Annotated in this window: 23 protein-coding genes and 1 other RNA gene; 20 read left to right on the top strand and 4 right to left on the bottom strand. The window is 42.9% G+C overall.

The features are described 5' to 3' along the window. Positions 1-153: 153 nt before the first annotated feature. From CXF60_RS06060 to CXF60_RS06000, 16 genes are all read left to right on the top strand, one after another. Positions 154-348, top strand: a complete 195-nt coding sequence (locus CXF60_RS06060) for a hypothetical protein (protein WP_102091210.1) — start codon at positions 154-156, stop codon at positions 346-348. Positions 349-421: 73 nt separating this feature from the next. Further along, on the top strand, positions 422-595 hold the full coding sequence (locus CXF60_RS14405; RefSeq protein ID WP_180958101.1) for a hypothetical protein: 174 nt from the start codon (positions 422-424) through the stop codon (positions 593-595). A 61-nt stretch (positions 596-656) separates the two neighbouring features. Further along, positions 657-938, top strand: a complete 282-nt coding sequence (locus CXF60_RS06055) for a hypothetical protein (RefSeq protein ID WP_102091209.1) — start codon at positions 657-659, stop codon at positions 936-938. Further along, complete coding sequence (locus tag CXF60_RS06050; RefSeq protein WP_102091208.1) at positions 935-1,141, top strand: hypothetical protein; 207 nt, start codon at positions 935-937, stop codon at positions 1,139-1,141. The genes CXF60_RS06055 and CXF60_RS06050 overlap by 4 nt, the downstream gene beginning before the upstream one ends. Further along, positions 1,138-1,479, top strand: coding sequence for a hypothetical protein (locus CXF60_RS06045; protein WP_102091207.1), 342 nt, complete (start codon positions 1,138-1,140; stop codon positions 1,477-1,479). The genes CXF60_RS06050 and CXF60_RS06045 overlap by 4 nt, the downstream gene beginning before the upstream one ends. After that, the gene (locus tag CXF60_RS14400) at positions 1,472-1,639 is read left to right on the top strand and encodes a hypothetical protein (protein WP_180958100.1); all 168 of its coding nucleotides are present in this window, start codon (positions 1,472-1,474) and stop codon (positions 1,637-1,639) included. The genes CXF60_RS06045 and CXF60_RS14400 overlap by 8 nt, the downstream gene beginning before the upstream one ends. After that, positions 1,639-2,298, top strand: coding sequence for an ATP-binding protein (locus CXF60_RS06040; protein WP_102091206.1), 660 nt, complete (start codon positions 1,639-1,641; stop codon positions 2,296-2,298). The genes CXF60_RS14400 and CXF60_RS06040 overlap by 1 nt, the downstream gene beginning before the upstream one ends. A 21-nt stretch (positions 2,299-2,319) precedes the next feature. Further along, positions 2,320-3,123, top strand: coding sequence for a hypothetical protein (locus CXF60_RS06035; RefSeq protein WP_102091205.1), 804 nt, complete (start codon positions 2,320-2,322; stop codon positions 3,121-3,123). Positions 3,124-3,187: 64 nt separating this feature from the next. Further along, positions 3,188-3,739 carry a hypothetical protein gene (locus CXF60_RS06030; RefSeq protein WP_102091204.1) on the top strand — a complete coding sequence of 184 codons (552 nt, stop codon included), beginning with the start codon at positions 3,188-3,190 and terminating at the stop codon, positions 3,737-3,739. A gap of 139 nt (positions 3,740-3,878) precedes the next feature. Further along, positions 3,879-4,415: a hypothetical protein gene (locus tag CXF60_RS06025; protein ID WP_102091203.1), complete on the top strand. Its 537-nt coding sequence runs from the start codon at positions 3,879-3,881 to the stop codon at positions 4,413-4,415. Next, positions 4,412-4,843, top strand: coding sequence for a beta barrel domain-containing protein (locus CXF60_RS06020; RefSeq protein ID WP_102091202.1), 432 nt, complete (start codon positions 4,412-4,414; stop codon positions 4,841-4,843). The genes CXF60_RS06025 and CXF60_RS06020 overlap by 4 nt, the downstream gene beginning before the upstream one ends. Further along, complete coding sequence (locus CXF60_RS06015) at positions 4,840-5,811, top strand: exodeoxyribonuclease X C-terminal domain-containing protein (protein ID WP_102091201.1); 972 nt, start codon at positions 4,840-4,842, stop codon at positions 5,809-5,811. The genes CXF60_RS06020 and CXF60_RS06015 overlap by 4 nt, the downstream gene beginning before the upstream one ends. Next, entirely contained in the window at positions 5,804-6,079 is a 276-nt protein-coding gene (locus CXF60_RS06010; protein ID WP_102091200.1) for a hypothetical protein, read from the top strand. The genes CXF60_RS06015 and CXF60_RS06010 overlap by 8 nt, the downstream gene beginning before the upstream one ends. Continuing rightward, positions 6,072-6,467 (top strand): hypothetical protein, encoded by a 396-nt coding sequence (locus CXF60_RS06005; RefSeq protein ID WP_102091199.1) that lies wholly within the window; start codon positions 6,072-6,074, stop codon positions 6,465-6,467. Before CXF60_RS06010 ends, CXF60_RS06005 begins: the two co-directional genes overlap by 8 nt. 11 nt (positions 6,468-6,478) lie before the next feature. Continuing rightward, positions 6,479-6,652: a hypothetical protein gene (locus CXF60_RS14395; protein WP_180958099.1), complete on the top strand. Its 174-nt coding sequence runs from the start codon at positions 6,479-6,481 to the stop codon at positions 6,650-6,652. After that, positions 6,645-6,845 (top strand): hypothetical protein, encoded by a 201-nt coding sequence (locus tag CXF60_RS06000; protein WP_102091198.1) that lies wholly within the window; start codon positions 6,645-6,647, stop codon positions 6,843-6,845. Before CXF60_RS14395 ends, CXF60_RS06000 begins: the two co-directional genes overlap by 8 nt. A gap of 11 nt (positions 6,846-6,856) precedes the next feature. Here CXF60_RS06000 and CXF60_RS05995 read toward each other — a convergent pair whose 3' ends face one another. The 3 genes from CXF60_RS05995 to CXF60_RS05985 all read right to left on the bottom strand — a co-directional run bounded on the left by CXF60_RS05995 (position 6,857) and on the right by CXF60_RS05985 (position 9,319). Further along, the gene (locus tag CXF60_RS05995; protein WP_102091197.1) at positions 6,857-8,002 is read right to left on the bottom strand and encodes a tyrosine-type recombinase/integrase; all 1,146 of its coding nucleotides are present in this window, start codon (positions 8,000-8,002) and stop codon (positions 6,857-6,859) included. 201 nt (positions 8,003-8,203) lie between these two features. After that, positions 8,204-8,562, bottom strand: a transfer-messenger RNA (tmRNA) gene (gene ssrA, locus CXF60_RS05990). Between the two features lie 85 nt (positions 8,563-8,647). Further along, positions 8,648-9,319 carry an alpha/beta hydrolase gene (locus CXF60_RS05985; RefSeq protein ID WP_102091196.1) on the bottom strand — a complete coding sequence of 224 codons (672 nt, stop codon included), beginning with the start codon at positions 9,317-9,319 and terminating at the stop codon, positions 8,648-8,650. 445 nt (positions 9,320-9,764) lie between these two features. On the opposite strand from CXF60_RS05985, the gene CXF60_RS05980 reads away from it, so the two are divergent. From CXF60_RS05980 to CXF60_RS05965, 4 genes are all read left to right on the top strand, one after another. Further along, positions 9,765-11,123, top strand: coding sequence for a glycerophosphodiester phosphodiesterase family protein (locus CXF60_RS05980; RefSeq protein WP_180958098.1), 1,359 nt, complete (start codon positions 9,765-9,767; stop codon positions 11,121-11,123). A 232-nt stretch (positions 11,124-11,355) separates the two neighbouring features. Further along, positions 11,356-12,135: a response regulator gene (locus CXF60_RS05975; RefSeq protein WP_102091195.1), complete on the top strand. Its 780-nt coding sequence runs from the start codon at positions 11,356-11,358 to the stop codon at positions 12,133-12,135. A 16-nt stretch (positions 12,136-12,151) separates the two neighbouring features. Next, complete coding sequence (gene creC / locus CXF60_RS05970; RefSeq protein WP_102091194.1) at positions 12,152-13,942, top strand: two-component system sensor histidine kinase CreC; 1,791 nt, start codon at positions 12,152-12,154, stop codon at positions 13,940-13,942. Between the two features lie 130 nt (positions 13,943-14,072). Then, positions 14,073-14,273, top strand: a complete 201-nt coding sequence (locus tag CXF60_RS05965) for a hypothetical protein (protein WP_102091193.1) — start codon at positions 14,073-14,075, stop codon at positions 14,271-14,273. 65 nt (positions 14,274-14,338) lie between these two features. Here CXF60_RS05965 and CXF60_RS05960 read toward each other — a convergent pair. Further along, the coding region (locus tag CXF60_RS05960; RefSeq protein WP_145990202.1) for an AAA family ATPase at positions 14,339-15,420 on the bottom strand (1,082 nt) is incomplete at its 5' end.

Here is a 15,420-nt window from a genome sequence, read left to right as displayed (position 1 = left end):
AACTATTTAAAAACACCTGAATACATAGAACCATCTTGAAGCGCGTTTAACCAGATTGGGCGCGTGAATGGATGGCTATCGTAAGTGATGCAAAGCGCATTGCTTACCATAGCCATTTGAAAGGCTATAACCACTACTACGGAGACAAAAGGCATGAGCAAAGCAACTCAAGTTACATCGGATTCCCCTTTCTATGAAGTGTTAAACCAATGGGGCGAAGAGCTTATCGAGCAAGAAGAGAGGTTATCTGAGATGTTTGCAGGAATAGTTATTGGCAAGAACTTCACGTTAAAAAGCGGAGTGCAGGTAAAGATAGAGATAGGTCGCGACATTATTGAAGAAGCCTAGTTATTACAACATAGCCGATTGCTCGCAGTCGTCTATCTCGTAACAACTAACCCAATTAGATAAGGAGTCAATTTTGGCAGACAAAACCGAACCATTAAGCCGACGCGACCAATTGGCTGCTTCCATCATGCAAGGCGTTATTACCGCCAGTGCTGGCAAGCAAGTTAATAGTCACGACATGGCGCAAGCAGCAGTTAAGCACGCAGACGCCTTGATCAAGGCACTCGGCACTAACAATCACCCATAGAAAAGCCCCAATCAGCGCGAACTGAATGGGGCATAACACTCTACTACGGAGTAGAAATATTATGGCACATCTAATAAAGCAAATCAATATAGAGCTGACAGCAAAGCTCGCAATATCCGCCCTACTCGCCAGCGCAGTCATCGTCACTGGTGCAAACGCTATCGATACTGGCATCGAAGCAGAAGATCGCACGCACTTAGAGCACAAACTGTGGCTTGAAGAAAATACGGTTACTGACAGCGAAGACAGCATGAAGTCAGAAGAGTATGAGTCTAGCCAGCAAGCTAAAGCAGCGGCACATGCTAACTCGGTTATCGCCAAGGCGTATGGGAGACGGTCATGAGTATAAATCACGGTTTTGCAGATGATATTGAACATATCGGTTTAATCAAGCGAACGCCTGAAGGCCATATAGTGCAGATTGGCATGACGCAAGAGCAGCAGACAATGTTAAAGCTATCACTAGCTGCAATATCTCAAGACAGCCCTATGGTCAGAATGCCTGAGCAGTATGATTTAGTGCTAAAGAGTGAGGTGACGCCATGAGTACCAGAATTAGCTATAAAACAATGACCGATGCCGAGCTTATCGATGAAGGTCTTGATCATGAACCCGGTACGCTTGCTTATGAGTTGGCTATCACGCTTGATGCCCTGCCTATCAATCATGGCTCAGTACAAGTTGATGACGAACCATGCGGCAGATGTAGTGACCTAGACGATGAAATATTAAGTCTAGAGACTCAAGTTTACAGTCTAGAAACTAAGATAGAAAACCTAGATATGGACCGCTTGGTTGCTGGCGTGAAGCGAGCTAAAGAAGCAGTTAAGCAAGCAAGCGACAAGGTTAATTACTTGCTGGGTTTGGGAGGTAATGATGAGTAACTCTAATCAAGCTGGGTGGGAATGGTCTCAAGAAGATGAGCGACGCTGGCACGCTGAGCAGGCGCTTGCAGCAACTCGCCAGCCAACTGATAAGCAGGTCAACGAAAGATTGCTCGCTGACTTTGACAGCATTTTTATGAGTAATAAGGAGAGCAACTGATGGCTATCGTGACTTTTGTATTGGGCAATAGCGGCTCTGGTAAGTCGTACAGTATGCACAATCTGGACCCAAAGCAGTGCGCCATGATTAATGTCATGGGCAAGCGCCTACCCTTTCGCGGTGGCAACAACATACGCTCTGTTAATGCTGACAATGCGTACTGGATTAACGATAACTTGCCAGCCTTTAAGTGCCCTATCGTCGTTATTGATGACTTTCAATACATCATGGCAAACGAGTTCATGCGCGGTGTGACCGATGAAGGTGCTGGCAATGCAGTATTCCAACGCTTTAACCGTATTGGGCAAAACGCTTGGAATATCTTGACCACTGCGATCAACAACATGGCACCGGATCAGCGTGTTTATATCTTATCGCATATCGAAGAAACCGATGGTAAGACAAAAATCAAGACGATGGGCAAAATGCTTGACGACAAAATTGTGCTAGAAGGCATGGTTACTATCGTGCTGCAAACCACCATTCGCAATGGTGAAAACTTTTTTATGACCAAGAATGACGGCACAACCACGGTTAAGACACCGCATGAAATGTTTAACAGTGAGTTGATACCGAATGATTTAAACGCTGTAGATGACGCGATATGTGACTTCTACGGTATAGAAAAAACCCAAAAACAACAGGCGCAAACTGCCTAATTTTAATTTAAGGATTTACTTATGAACTTTCCAACTATTCAACTAAATGAAGCAGTCGCCCTTAAAGCTGGTACTGGTGGCGGTATGTTTTTTGATAGCAATACTGAGCAGCTAGTCAAAATTGGCCGCGCTCAGTACACCACTTCAAGCAACACTGGTTCGGTTGGTCTTGAGTTTGATGTGTTTAATGCAGAAGGTCAGAAGGGATATTTCACGCTATGGTTTATGCGTCAAGACGGCTCATTCATAGACTTCTCTTACGGCAAGTTGCAAAGCATTATGGCGGTCACTGGCGTTACCACGCTGACCCCAACAGCAGCCACGATCAACAAGTATGATTTTGATGCTGGCAAAGACGTACCTACGCAAATGACGGTTGCCAATGAGTTGATGAACAAATACTTCACTGGCTTGTTTGTCAACGAATTTGAAGTCTATCAAGGCGAGAAGAAGCCTAAAACGCAATTGTTTGCTGCTTTCAATCAAAAACGTCAAACCCTGCAAGAGCAAAAGGATCAGTCAGCACCGCAGCAGATTGAGATTCAAAAAGAGCGAATGATCGATTATTCCAGCAAGTCCGAAGAAAAGGCTGATAACGCACTAAGAGCTAATGGCGGTCAGCAAGGCGGCTTTAACAATCAACAAACAGGCCACTCACCGAATGCTGGGGCAACATACCACCGCGGACCAGCACCAACTCAGCAGAACAACAATGCGCCAATGAACAACCAAAACAGCATAAACCCTAATAACCCAGCCGTGAATGGCGGCGGTCCGGTAGACGATGACATTCCGTTCAATGCTCATTTTGACGGTCAGTTTTAACTTTTTTGAATAATGATTCGCAGCCGTAAGTTGCTTCTAATTTTTTATTTTAAGGATAAGGATAATGGACATTCAAAGTTATTTAGAGAAAGTCGCGGACCTTGTAGAAAATAGCCACCCTTGGAATGAGGATGGACTGAAAAAATATATCAGCAAGTTTGACGGTAGCTATATCACCCTCGAAGGCATGGAGGATGATGTTAAATTCCTTGCCGACCTAGAAATAACAGACGAATTAACGCATGGGGTAGGGTTTAGCCCGTTGCATAAAAAGTGGTTTGGCTGGAGCCATAGGGCTTGTTACGGCTTTACCGTTGGCTCGAAGTGTGAAAAAGGCGATTGTCACTATACACCTGCAAACATTGAGGACGCTTCTCTTAACGAGCTTAGTTTTTGGGATGATGAATACAACGAATGGACAACCTCTAAAATAATTGACGCTAACACTATCGAGATTAGTTGGAAATACAACAATGAAGTGCCAAACGAAAAATTAAGAGGCACTACAAATAGTAGATTATCAACCTTTGGTAATTTTGGTCGTGGTGAGTGGGTAGCGGAAACAATGGAAGATGCAAAGCAAATGGCAATAGATTTCAGCGAAGGTGTCTCTTAATCAACCATCAATCGTTTAGGCAACTGGTATCAGCTAGTTGGTGAGGTGATGGCTTACCAAGGCTACGACGCTGGGGTTAGTTTGAAAGGACAACTGCCAGCCTAAACACCCTATTTTCAACTACTACGGAGTAAAAAGCATGGCAAAGATTAAAAACCGTGATAAGCGTAAGAAGGCGGCAGTCAAAAAGGCGAACCAGGTTAAAGCAAGTAAGCCAGAAATGTACGAAGGCTTTATGCGCATACCGCTGAACAATTCATTCACCAGCAATGAAGTTAGGATTCACACTGAGTACGAAGGCGATTGGTTGGACCGAAAGCTACGCGCCACGATTATGAATGAGCCACGCATGTTCGTAGTGACAGCGCATGTCTTTATGAATGATGGTAATAGATACTGCGCGACTATCGAGTATCAAAGTTATGGCGGCAGGGAAACGATACCGGATGCGGCGAACATGGCAGTTGATGCAGCACGCGGTGGTAGCGGTCTTATGGATATGAGCAAAACTTACATTATTGTTCGCGCTCAGAAGGATATGACCAAATTCCCGAAAGAGATTGACGTGGAAGTATTGCAGGCTGAGCAACAGAAGAAGGCGCCAGTCATGGGCTTGGCACAACCTTTCGATTATAACTATCTGTTTGAAGAATTTGTAAAGGAGTCAAAAGCATGAGCGACCTAAAAGAAATGTCCGACTTCGCTAATGATGCAATGGAAGAAGTTCAGCGAAGCTTCCTAAAGAAAAAACCGATTGCTGGTCAGGATTTATTCGTAACAGAGCGCCAAAGAAACTCCCCTCCCATACGTAGGATTGTGACCGTTGAAAAAGTTGGTACTAGATATTTTACGCTGAAAGATTTTGCTCATAGAAGGTTTTATGTTGACTCGAAACGCGAGGCAGACACCTTTGATTCCCACTTAACTCTATACGCCAGTAGTGATTGCTATGAGCATGAAAAAGACAAACAGGATCTAGCATACCAGATAAAGAACGCCATTAACCAATTGCGCGGTGGCGCCTTAAAAAATCTTACGATGGTAGAGCTTGGAACGATAGCCAATCTTGTGCTGAAAAATAACAATAAGGACGAAGTGTCATGAACACGCCAGCAATGATTATCGACTTTGAAGCAACGGATGTGAGCAAAGAAGCGGAAGCGACACAGCTTGGGTATACCCACATTGAATTTTTTAATAAATCTTTGCGTGAGTATTTCCCTACTGGGCCATCACTAACACCGCCTTGCAGCAACTGGTTATTCTGCAAGCCTAATAGACAGATAAGTTATGGTGCTATGGCGGTCAGCCATATCACAAAACACGATCTAAAAGGTATGTTGAGCCATAAAGAAGCGGTACCGATGTATCTACCAAAAGGTGAAGCCTACATCATAGGTCATAACGTGGATTTTGACATTCAAGTCGCTGCTAATGCTGGCGTCGATGTTAGCCAGTACAAAGGTATTTGCACACAAGCGCTGGCGCGTCGATTGCTGCCCGACTTGGATAGTCACTCACTAGGCGCACCCACCTACGCTATTAACCCTGAGCTAGCACGTAAGTATTGTCGCAATGCTCACAATGCTGGCTGGGATGTCACCTTTACGTTATGGCTGCTAGAGCACCTATGCAAGCTAGGCAACATCACCAGTATGGAACAGCTACATCTTGCCAGCGAGGAAGCCAGAACGCCCATCATTTTTGATTTTGGCAAACACAAAGGTAAAGTCATAAAAGAAGTGGCTTGTCACGCTAAAGATCGCGAGTATTTTGACTGGGTGTTCGACAACATCAAGGACAAGCCTTACTTAATCAAAGCTTGTCAGAAAGCCATCAAAGACATTCGGTTATTGAATTGGCGGCATGAGCAATACGGCCTGCCAGCTGTAGCAGAGATTGATAATGGTGATAGCTATCATATTTGCTCAAGACCTGATGCGCCAGCGCCCTACATTGCGATTAAAAAATCAGATGATCATGTCGTTGATGATGGTTATTTTGACACGGTAGAAGACGCTAAAGCTTGGTGCGTCAAGCATTTCAATATAGGAGCTTTTCCTCATGAATGATGAAAGATTGGTAAAAATGGCAAAAGCGTGTTTCATGGCGGTAAGCAAAGAAGATGATGGAAGTTGCACCCTGTTACCGGGTGCAAAGCAGTTTGCCGACATGATTGAAAGCGCGGTCAGTCATGATTATGAGGTCGCACGCAAGAAGGACCAGCAAGACTTAATCGCACTACGTCAGAAGGTTCAAAATTTAGCTGGCGAAAATATTAAGTTACGCGCTCACATCAAGAATGCGCGTGAATGTTTAGACGAGGTGTCTAATGTCTGATTTTAAACATCTAACAGGTTGTTCTGACTTTAATCACTTAATGCTTTTTAAGCAAGCACCCTTATCGATTGGTAGTCAGTTACTACATATTCCTACCACCAATTATAAGTACGATCTGTATTTTCATATTCACGACGAAGATACGATAGAAGTTTCACTGTGGCGTTACTTTAGCGGCAGTTGGAGTAGCGAAGAGCAAGACAGCTTCCTGATATCTAGCGACAGCTACGTGAACAATATTGGCTTTGTAGATAACGAGCTATCCAAAGCCAAAGCTCATCTAAACGTGAATTGCATCTGGCTTGAGCAATCGGCTGTGCAAGATATTTTTAAACATTACAAATCCTTTGCGCTGTCTAACGCGCAAATGGGTTTTGAATTTCAATAGTGAGATGCAAAGTGACCAAAAAATATAAAAATACCATCGTTATCGGTTTTGATGATATCGATGACCCTAAGCGCAAACAGATAACGGATTTACTGTCCGAAGGTCTAGCGGATGGTTGGTGCTTATTCTTGGCTGACCGCGATGTGGTAAATGACGAACAATGTAAGGAGAACAACGATGATTAGATGGTTGACGTTAAAAGACGTAGCGAATGAGTGTGGGTTTAAGGACCCACGTACTTTTAAAAAACACTACATGCATAAATACCCACCAGACAGAACCAATGCTCAATTGAAATGGTGGAAAGAAACAACGGTTGATCATATCAAGGAAGTAGAATTTTCTGATGCTGAAATTCCAGACGGTGAAGGCGCTTAATGCGCCTTTTTTTATGCCTGATGATAAATCCACGGTGTGACAATATCAGCCCACCACTCCATCAATCGGACGCGCTCATCCCAATAGTCAGCGCGATTGTAGGCAAAACGGCCTTTGTTTTCTGGTACGTGCGCTAAGTGGCGCTCAATAACATCTTTATCAAACTCTTTTGAAGCGTTTGCATGCGTTGATAGTAGCGACCTAAAACCATGCGTAGTCATCTTGCCAGCACCTGCAGCACGCTTAATTGCTGCTAGTGGTGTTTCCGTCGGCATGTGCTCCCAGGGCTTATTTTTTTTCTTGAATACGAACTCGTCATTGGTACGATTGGTATATAGGTCACGCAGTATTTCCAACGGTTTTTCGGCAAGCGGTATCATGTGCTCAAGACGCATTTTCATTCTATCCGCTGGTAACAGCCAAATTCCATTCTCTAAATCAAACTCCCCACTATCCCATCTTGCTTTTGCAAGCTCAGAAGGACGACAAGCAAGATAATTATACAGTGCGATTGCTTGCTTGGTTTCGTGCTGCATATCTAAGTAATTGAGCTTTGTCCAAAATTTTGGCATTTCAGTAATAGGCAGACACGCCATGTTGATGACCTTACGTGATGGGATCATCTTGCTGACCAAGGAACAAGGATTGTTCTGCACATAGTCTTTTGCCAGTGCGTAATCAAACAACGAATTAAGCAAGCGTAGACATCGATTAGCTGTTTCAATAGTGCCGTTGGCGATAAGCAAACTGATCTCGTTCGATATCATGGCACGATTCACATCATTGGCTTTCACTTTGGCAATGCGGTGTGTGACCAACTCCAATCGGTACACAACGGTATCGTGATACTTCTGACTGGTCCAAGCAGGACTGTAGACAGATAGCCACTCCTGCACCAAGTCTTCAACCAGTATGTCGTTGTAGCCCATAATCGCTTGACGCTGCATTTCTTGCGCCAGCGTGCGAGCATCCTTGAGGGATAAAACCGGATAGGTGCCAAGTTTGGTTCGTGTGCGTTTGCCAGCCTTAACATAGGCAAGCACCCATGACTTCTTACCAGATGGCATTACATCAATAGACAGCCCGTCACCCAACGATTTTGAGTAGCGTTTATCCTCTGGTTTAAGAGCCTTTATCTGAGTGTCTTTAGTTATCATGATTGCCAATTCCGTGTGTCAATACGTGTGTATGTTGTGTGCATTATCGCCATGCTTGACTATGCTTGTCAATGATTAACTATGTCGAACTAACCCAGACTTAGACACTAAAAAACCCCTTGAAACGTTGTGTTTCAAGGGGTTTGATAGGTTTTTATGTTTGACTATGGCGAACCATGTCGAACGATGCTTAACTATATTTGGTGGAGATGGCGGGAGTTGAACCCGCGTCCGCCAGCATTACGCTCATGAATCTACATGTTTAGTTTCTGTCTTTAGTTTTAATCCGCACCGATCCGACAGTCAGGATGGATTGGACGATTCTCTACTTTTGAACCCAAGCAATTGAGACAATCACTTGTGGCGAGCCTACATGCGGACGCTTCAACTTAGTTAACCAACTGTAGGTGATCAGCAACTAAGTAAGCAGGGTTTAAGCTGCTAGAGCGTAAGTTTCGTCGTTTGCGACTATAACAATATATGTTTGATTAACGAGAGGACATACACTCTCGACATGCATCATTGAGTTTCATCACCAGCGTCGAAGCCAGAACATCCCCAATCAGACTGGCTATTATATAGGAGATATCGGTTAGGTTTCAACCTATAAGTAGCCTGCATTACATTACGTTACAGCTTAATAATTTACGCCAAAACAATGTTTAACCATTTACCGATATTTTGAATCTGCGGCATACAGACCTGATGTGCCATCGGATACGTATTATAAGACACATTATAGTCCTTTGCCGACAATAACTGCTGGGCTTGCTCACCTAGGATGACAGGCACGACTGGGTCATGAGAACCATGTTCAATCAAAATCGGCATGTCTTTATTGGCAGCACTATACTCAATATTGTCATTGGTTGCTAAGTAGGTAGAGAGCGTCATCAAGCCAGCCAAACGTTTTGGATAGCCAAGTGCCACATGATACGCAACTGCCCCGCCCTGTGAAAACCCTGCGATAACGATATGCTCTGGTAACACGCCGCGCTCTATCTCACGACTGATCAAATCTTGTATCTGCTGAGCAGACTCTTCAATCTGAGCCACATCTACTTTACGCTCCAGACTCATCTCTATGATGTCGTACCATGCTGGCATCACCATGCCGCCATTTACCGTGACTGGGCGTTTAGGTGCATGGGGGAAGATAAAACGTACTGCCATATCATCAGCCAACCCAAGCTGCGGTACCACTGGCTCAAAATCATGACCGCTAGCACCTAAACCGTGTAGCCAAATCACTGCGCGATCTATCTTTTTTTGAGAGGGATTGTGCTCAACGACGACTGCGTCTAGATATTTATTCATAGTTATCCTTAATAATGTAGTGAGAGATGCCTTAAGCATTTCTATATTTTTTGCCAAGATAATGTGTGTGTCATTATATGGTCAATATCATCTGTTAGTTTGAGAGTATGGTCAATAGTGAGGTACCAAACGGACAGTAGCGAAAATGTGAACAGTATAAGAAGACACGTATGACTTTACGACCGATAAGCTCAGTACTATCAAGCTTAAAACTATCAAGCTTAAATACTGTCAGCTGTCTATTCTTTAGTACATGTGCCTACAATTGTATCCGCATTAATGCTAAAGTTTTACAAGGCCAATTTCCTACAAGGCTAAGCTTTTACAAGAATGCATAACCCTTAGCTTCTTTTGGCAAGTAACAACCAATAGTCAAACGTTAATTTTTCAATTCCTATCCATACGTCCGATGGGATTTTTTTATAATTTTGCAGGAACATTTTACATGACAATTTCTAATAAATCAGCGCTTGAGCTGAGTAAGTACACGCTGGCTAAAGTTAATAAGATGAATCTCGCCTTACCTTTAACGCTGATCAGCTCATTATTGATAGTAGGCTGCACTACCGATAGCCGCTCAATGCTCACATCAAAAGCCCCTTTATCGACAGCGCAACCGCAATCGTCTTCACCTGTCGCATATACCTATGGAGTGCGTCCGTTTTATTTGATAAATGATATGGATGAGGGACCACTAAAAGAAGAGCTACAGGCATGCAGAGGGCAACTGCCAAGTAAGACAGATTTCTCTATTGCGCATCGAGGTGCGCCATTACAGCTGCCTGAACATACTTATGATAGCTACGTGGCGTCAGCACAAATGGGTGCTGGCATCTTGGAATGTGATGTCGCTTTTACCAATGACGGTGAGCTTGTCTGTCGTCATGCCCAGAACGATTTGCACACCACTACTAATATATTAGCCACGCCGCTGGCCAAGCAATGTACCGTACCGCCCATCTTAGATGCTAAAGGCAAACTTACTAATGCCGAAAGTATCGAATGCCGAACCTCAGACATTAGCGTTACTGAGTTTAAAACCTTGACGGGTAAGATGGATGCTGCCAATAAAAAAGCAACCAGTATTAGTGAATATATGAATGCAACCGCGCCTTGGCGAACGGACTTATACTCGCAAAACGGCAAAGTGTTAACCTTGAAAGAGCATATCGCGTTGGCTCGCAAGCTGGGTATGAAGCACACGCCTGAGCTAAAAGCACCTGCAGTGACCATGCCGTTTAACGGCTATCGTTTGAACGATTACCGCCAACAGCTGATAGATACTTATAAGGCAGCGGATGTACCTGCAAGCGATGTATTTGCCCAGTCATTTAATATAGAAGATCTTGATTACTGGATCAAAAACGAGCCAGCTTATGGGGCTAATGCCGTCTATCTTATTGATGACAGCAATGAGACCGCTAAGAGTAAAACATTTGATAAAGATGACGCAACCACTTGGAAGCACTCATTGGCTGATATCAAAGCACGTGGCATTAACACCATTGCTCCGGCACTTTGGTTGTTAGTCACTACTGATGGTAAGGGAAATATGCAACCATCAGAATACGCAAGACAAGCCAAAGCAAATGGTCTAAAAATCATTACTTGGTCGATAGAGCGTTCAGGACCATTAACCGATGGTGGCGATTGGTACTATAGCGGTCTTGGTGATGCTATCAACAATGATGGTGATATGATGAATTATATTGACGTACTAGCGCAGGACGTCGGTGTCCAAGGCATTTTTTCAGATTGGCCAGCTACGGTGAGCTACTATGCTAACTGCAAAGGTCTTAAATAGATTTTCGCTTAGTCTATTAATATACAACCACGCTTAATCTTCGTTACCAAGGCCAACTTATTTATTGAGCTGGCCTTTTTGTTGAATGTATTAAGGTGATTACATCACAAACTATCTACTGAGCACCCTACTTTTCCATTAACTTTTCACACCATTTAACTCGTGGCAGCAAAAGCAACCTGCTGTTTTGTGCTACGATAATTTACTAAGCTTATAAGACGATATAGAGACTATGACCCATATTTTACTGGTAGAAGATGATCCTGCGATCGCGATGTCGCTTAAGGTTACCTGTAAGCGCGAAGGCTGGCAGATAACTTGGTTGGATAATGCCAGTAGCGTGTTACCCATGTTGCATAGTCATGAAGCACAAGATCTGTCGGCGATCATTATGGATGTAGGTCTACCAGATGGTGATGGCTTGAGTCTATGTCAGCAAATACGTCATACGCCTGATATCGACGCCTTAAAAGATTTGCCTATCGTGTTTTTGACCGCGCGTAGCGATGAGGTCGATCGGATTTTGGGATTGGAGATGGGCGGTGATGATTATTGCGCAAAACCCTTTAGTCCACGTGAGTTGGTCGCTCGTTTAAAAGCCATTTGGCGACGTGAACAGCTAATTCAGCAGTCAAGCTCTCATACTACAAACTCAGGTGACAGTACTGATACTACTTCTTCGAATAATCTATCAGGACAAGCGTTAACGTTTGAGAACCAATCTGGCGTTTGGCATTATCAACCGCTCAACTATTCATTAACGTGGCAAGAGCAAAAGCTTGAGCTTAGCAATACAGAACGCAAAATTTTGCTGACACTATTACAAGCGCCGCAGCAAGTCTTTAGCCGTGAGCAGTTGCTTAGCGCAGTAAGTGACTATCCTGACCACCGCTTGGCACGCACGATAGACAGCCATATCAAGTCGATTCGTAAGCAACTTGCGACTGTTGATACGAGTATTGAAGTCATTCATACGCATCGCGGACTGGGTTACGCATTATGTCCAGCTTAACAGTGGCTGCTAGTTTATGAATAATAAAATCAATCCTGCTGAGAATGATATTCATAACGACCAAAGCAATTGGTATGCCAAACTGCATCCTATTGGTACTGCTCAGCAAGCCCCTAAACGCAAACGGCTGCTCAATTTAAGTATATTTTTTAGAATTTGGCTAGCCGTTGCGTTGGTGCTCGTCATATGCGGCGTGGTGGTGTTTACTCAGTTGTTTGGCTACGTTAAGCCAACCGCGCAGCAAGTCATCGAAGACACGCTACTAGACACCAGTAAATTACTCGCGGCCAGTCTACAGGTGCCGTTATCTACAGGGCAGCTATATGATGAGAGTTATCAAGCGCAACTTGATGCTGCATTTATCGGCATACCAGCGACGGATGAAACGCTCAGTCCTGTCGATCAAACCAAAAGCTACAGTAGCTTTCGCGTATACGTGACAGACAGTAGCGGTATAGTCATTTACGACTCCCTGCCCGAACCTGATAATAACGAAGGGCAAAACTATGGGCGCTGGAACGATGTCTATCTCACCTTAAAGGGACAGTACGGCGCAAGAAGCACGCTGCGAGATTATCAGCGGCGCGATGGTTCGGTCATGTATGTGGCTCAGCCCATCAAAAATCCGTCTGGAGATATCATCGGTGTGGTCAGTGTCGGTAAGCCTGTCGCTAGCGTATTGCCTTATTTAGATGACACACGTAATCGTATGCTCATTACCGCACTACTTATCAGCATCGCTGCCCTTATACTGGCAGGTCTAGTAGCATGGTGGCTCAAACAGAGTATTACTTTGGTGACTCAATATACTAGCTCGCTGGCAGAAGACACCAAAAAGCCCTATTTTTATCTGGGTCATGAATTAAATAGCCTGACAGATACCATCGAGACCATGAAGCATCGACTCGAAAACCGTGCTTACGTCACCGATTACGTCCATACTTTGACCCATGAGCTAAAAAGCCCTTTAACCGCGATACGTGCCAGTAGCGAGCTGTTAGAGGACGATGGATTAGATGGCAATAAACTGGATAATGAAGATCGGCAGATGCTCATTGAGACGGTTGGTGAGCAAAGCGTAAAGATGCAACAGCTCATCGACCGTCTGCTGTTGCTTGCTAAAGTAGAACAGCCTACCTTTAAGCTCAACCGACAACTGACTCCCCTATTACCGCTTTTGCAAAGTTTGATCAGAGATAATACGGCCAAGCAGCAACAGCAGAATCTATACCCTATCGATATACATATTGATAATAAAAATGTGACCAACATTGCAAACTTGCCAGTAGAAATACTGGCAGCGACTAGTGTGTATGCTGACCAGTTTTGGTTAATACAGGTACTGCAAAATGTGCTTGATAATGCGATACACTTTGCAAATTGTACTGTTAGTATTTCACTACACAGCACTGCTCGAACCGTCACTATCGATATATTCAATGATGGTAAGCTGCTACCCGAATATGCTGTCGCAAAAGCATTTGAGCGTTACTTTAGCTTGTCTCATCAAAGCCAACCCTCATCTCAAGCAATGGAACAAACAACGAATCAAATAGACATCAATAACATAAGTACAGACTCAGTATATCCAACGACTGAGCCGAGGCAAACTGACCATAGTAGTAATACGCTCAAGAAAGGCACAGGCCTTGGACTCACCTTAGTAAAGCAAGTGATTGAACATCATGGTGGTCAGGTAGCCCTCAATAATGTCCATGCCAATGATAATAAAGCCACTGATAACACTGATATTAGTAAAAACCAGCGTTCTGGTGTGATGGTTAGTATTACCTTGCCCTTAGCTTGAAAATAAACACTTATAGCAGTTCATCAACTTTCCATCATGACTACACAGGATTTCTACTTCTTTGTTTTACGATAGCACTAGGTTCTGTTGAACCTTCAAATTCGTAAAGTAAATGAGGAGTAGAAAATCTATGTCACATCAATTAACGGATAACCCTATTATCAATAACCTAATCGGCCTTAGCCGTCATCACTGTACACAGACATTAACGAGCCAAGGCGTCGATAGTATTGAGTTTGGTCATTGGCTAGCAATTCCTAGTCAGCGGTTATTATTGGTATTTCGACATCAGCAATGTGTAGCTATTGATAGTTATCAAGTAGCTGCTTAGTGATTACAGTCATCTAAAATCGGAATAAGTTTTATTAACTTCAAAATATTAAGATTCATCAAAAATCAACCCACACTGGCCTCTCTAAATGCTTTAAGTTTAGCTTTGAAGCTATTTTTCCACAAACTAAATTCTCTAATATCATCTTCTATGTCAGTTTTACTAGGTAACCTAGGTATAGTTGATATCCCTCCATCATGTTCAGTAATAGAATATTTACCGAACAAACCTAATATGAAATTAATATCAGTTTCCTCAGTAACGACATAGCTTGATAAGTAGCCTCTTTTCAAATTGATATTCTTTGAAAAGCGTTCATATGTACGGTTTGATAGTACTTCTTCGACAGACCTTTCTAATAGCATTCTGAACCTTTTCCTAGCAGAGTCTAATTTAACTTCTCGCTCATGAGCATTTGTGATTGAAAGTGAGTCATGCTCTCTGATTATTCTTTGGATTGAGTCAACTCTTTCCTGAAGATTCTTAGCTAAATATGGAATTTCATCTGTTACAATACCTGTTACTCCATTATATTTATCAATTCCTATTATCTCACAATCATTTGAGGTCTCAGTTTTATGAATATCCATAAGCAATCTCATAAAAGATAGATCATGCGTCAGTACAATAATCTGTCTAGTTTGAGCTAAATTAACTAATTTGACTGCGATAAGCTCTCTATAATCCGTATCTAAAGAAGTAACAGGATCATCAAAGATAATACTATTTAATTTATTATCAATCGTACATTCTGCTAAGAAATTTGAGAGTGAAACAATACGTTGTTCGCCTTCACTTAGAATAGTACCCATATCGTCGCTAACTTCACTGAAGTTACATTTCATGAAAGCTTGACCTATAGTCGTTCTACTTTTAGAAATCTTTACTTTATTAGATAGTTCAGAATTAAAACAGTTTAAATGAGCGATGAACTCATCATGCTGTAGATTAATAGCTTCTTCGGTCATAATATCACCGATTTTTTTAGATATTATCGAGGTATTTAACTGTTTAATTAGATGGCTTAACCATTGTTTATACTTAAATTCTTGATGATATTGGATGATAGTAGCTTTGTTATTAAATATAAATTCTTTTGCAGCAATATTGTGATATTCAATCCAGAAATTATTTCTATTTTGCTGTA

Origin of the sequence: Psychrobacter sp. 4Bb, assembly GCF_002836735.1 — a bacterium.
Classification (GTDB): domain Bacteria; phylum Pseudomonadota; class Gammaproteobacteria; order Pseudomonadales; family Moraxellaceae; genus Psychrobacter.
The sequence above is the reverse complement of the archived record's forward strand: the minus strand, read 5'-3'. Positions and strand labels throughout refer to the sequence as shown.

Excerpts from the sequence above, each read along its gene's own strand:
- CXF60_RS06060 (WP_102091210.1), top strand. The coding sequence starts at position 154 with ATGAGCAAAGCAACTCAAGTTACATCGGATTCCCCTTTCTATGAAGTG.
- CXF60_RS06055 (WP_102091209.1), top strand. The coding sequence starts at position 657 with ATGGCACATCTAATAAAGCAAATCAATATAGAGCTGACAGCAAAGCTC.
- CXF60_RS06050 (WP_102091208.1), top strand. The coding sequence starts at position 935 with ATGAGTATAAATCACGGTTTTGCAGATGATATTGAACATATCGGTTTA.
- CXF60_RS06045 (WP_102091207.1), top strand. The coding sequence starts at position 1,138 with ATGAGTACCAGAATTAGCTATAAAACAATGACCGATGCCGAGCTTATC.
- CXF60_RS14400 (WP_180958100.1), top strand. The coding sequence starts at position 1,472 with ATGAGTAACTCTAATCAAGCTGGGTGGGAATGGTCTCAAGAAGATGAG.
- CXF60_RS06040 (WP_102091206.1), top strand. The coding sequence starts at position 1,639 with ATGGCTATCGTGACTTTTGTATTGGGCAATAGCGGCTCTGGTAAGTCG.
- CXF60_RS06035 (WP_102091205.1), top strand. The coding sequence starts at position 2,320 with ATGAACTTTCCAACTATTCAACTAAATGAAGCAGTCGCCCTTAAAGCT.
- CXF60_RS06030 (WP_102091204.1), top strand. The coding sequence starts at position 3,188 with ATGGACATTCAAAGTTATTTAGAGAAAGTCGCGGACCTTGTAGAAAAT.
- CXF60_RS06025 (WP_102091203.1), top strand. The coding sequence starts at position 3,879 with ATGGCAAAGATTAAAAACCGTGATAAGCGTAAGAAGGCGGCAGTCAAA.
- CXF60_RS06020 (WP_102091202.1), top strand. The coding sequence starts at position 4,412 with ATGAGCGACCTAAAAGAAATGTCCGACTTCGCTAATGATGCAATGGAA.
- CXF60_RS06015 (WP_102091201.1), top strand. The coding sequence starts at position 4,840 with ATGAACACGCCAGCAATGATTATCGACTTTGAAGCAACGGATGTGAGC.
- CXF60_RS06010 (WP_102091200.1), top strand. The coding sequence starts at position 5,804 with ATGAATGATGAAAGATTGGTAAAAATGGCAAAAGCGTGTTTCATGGCG.
- CXF60_RS06005 (WP_102091199.1), top strand. The coding sequence starts at position 6,072 with ATGTCTGATTTTAAACATCTAACAGGTTGTTCTGACTTTAATCACTTA.
- CXF60_RS06000 (WP_102091198.1), top strand. The coding sequence starts at position 6,645 with ATGATTAGATGGTTGACGTTAAAAGACGTAGCGAATGAGTGTGGGTTT.
- CXF60_RS05995 (WP_102091197.1), bottom strand. The coding sequence starts at position 8,002 with ATGATAACTAAAGACACTCAGATAAAGGCTCTTAAACCAGAGGATAAA.
- CXF60_RS05985 (WP_102091196.1), bottom strand. The coding sequence starts at position 9,319 with ATGAATAAATATCTAGACGCAGTCGTCGTTGAGCACAATCCCTCTCAA.
- CXF60_RS05980 (WP_180958098.1), top strand. The coding sequence starts at position 9,765 with ATGACAATTTCTAATAAATCAGCGCTTGAGCTGAGTAAGTACACGCTG.
- CXF60_RS05975 (WP_102091195.1), top strand. The coding sequence starts at position 11,356 with ATGACCCATATTTTACTGGTAGAAGATGATCCTGCGATCGCGATGTCG.
- creC (WP_102091194.1), top strand. The coding sequence starts at position 12,152 with ATGAATAATAAAATCAATCCTGCTGAGAATGATATTCATAACGACCAA.
- CXF60_RS05965 (WP_102091193.1), top strand. The coding sequence starts at position 14,073 with ATGTCACATCAATTAACGGATAACCCTATTATCAATAACCTAATCGGC.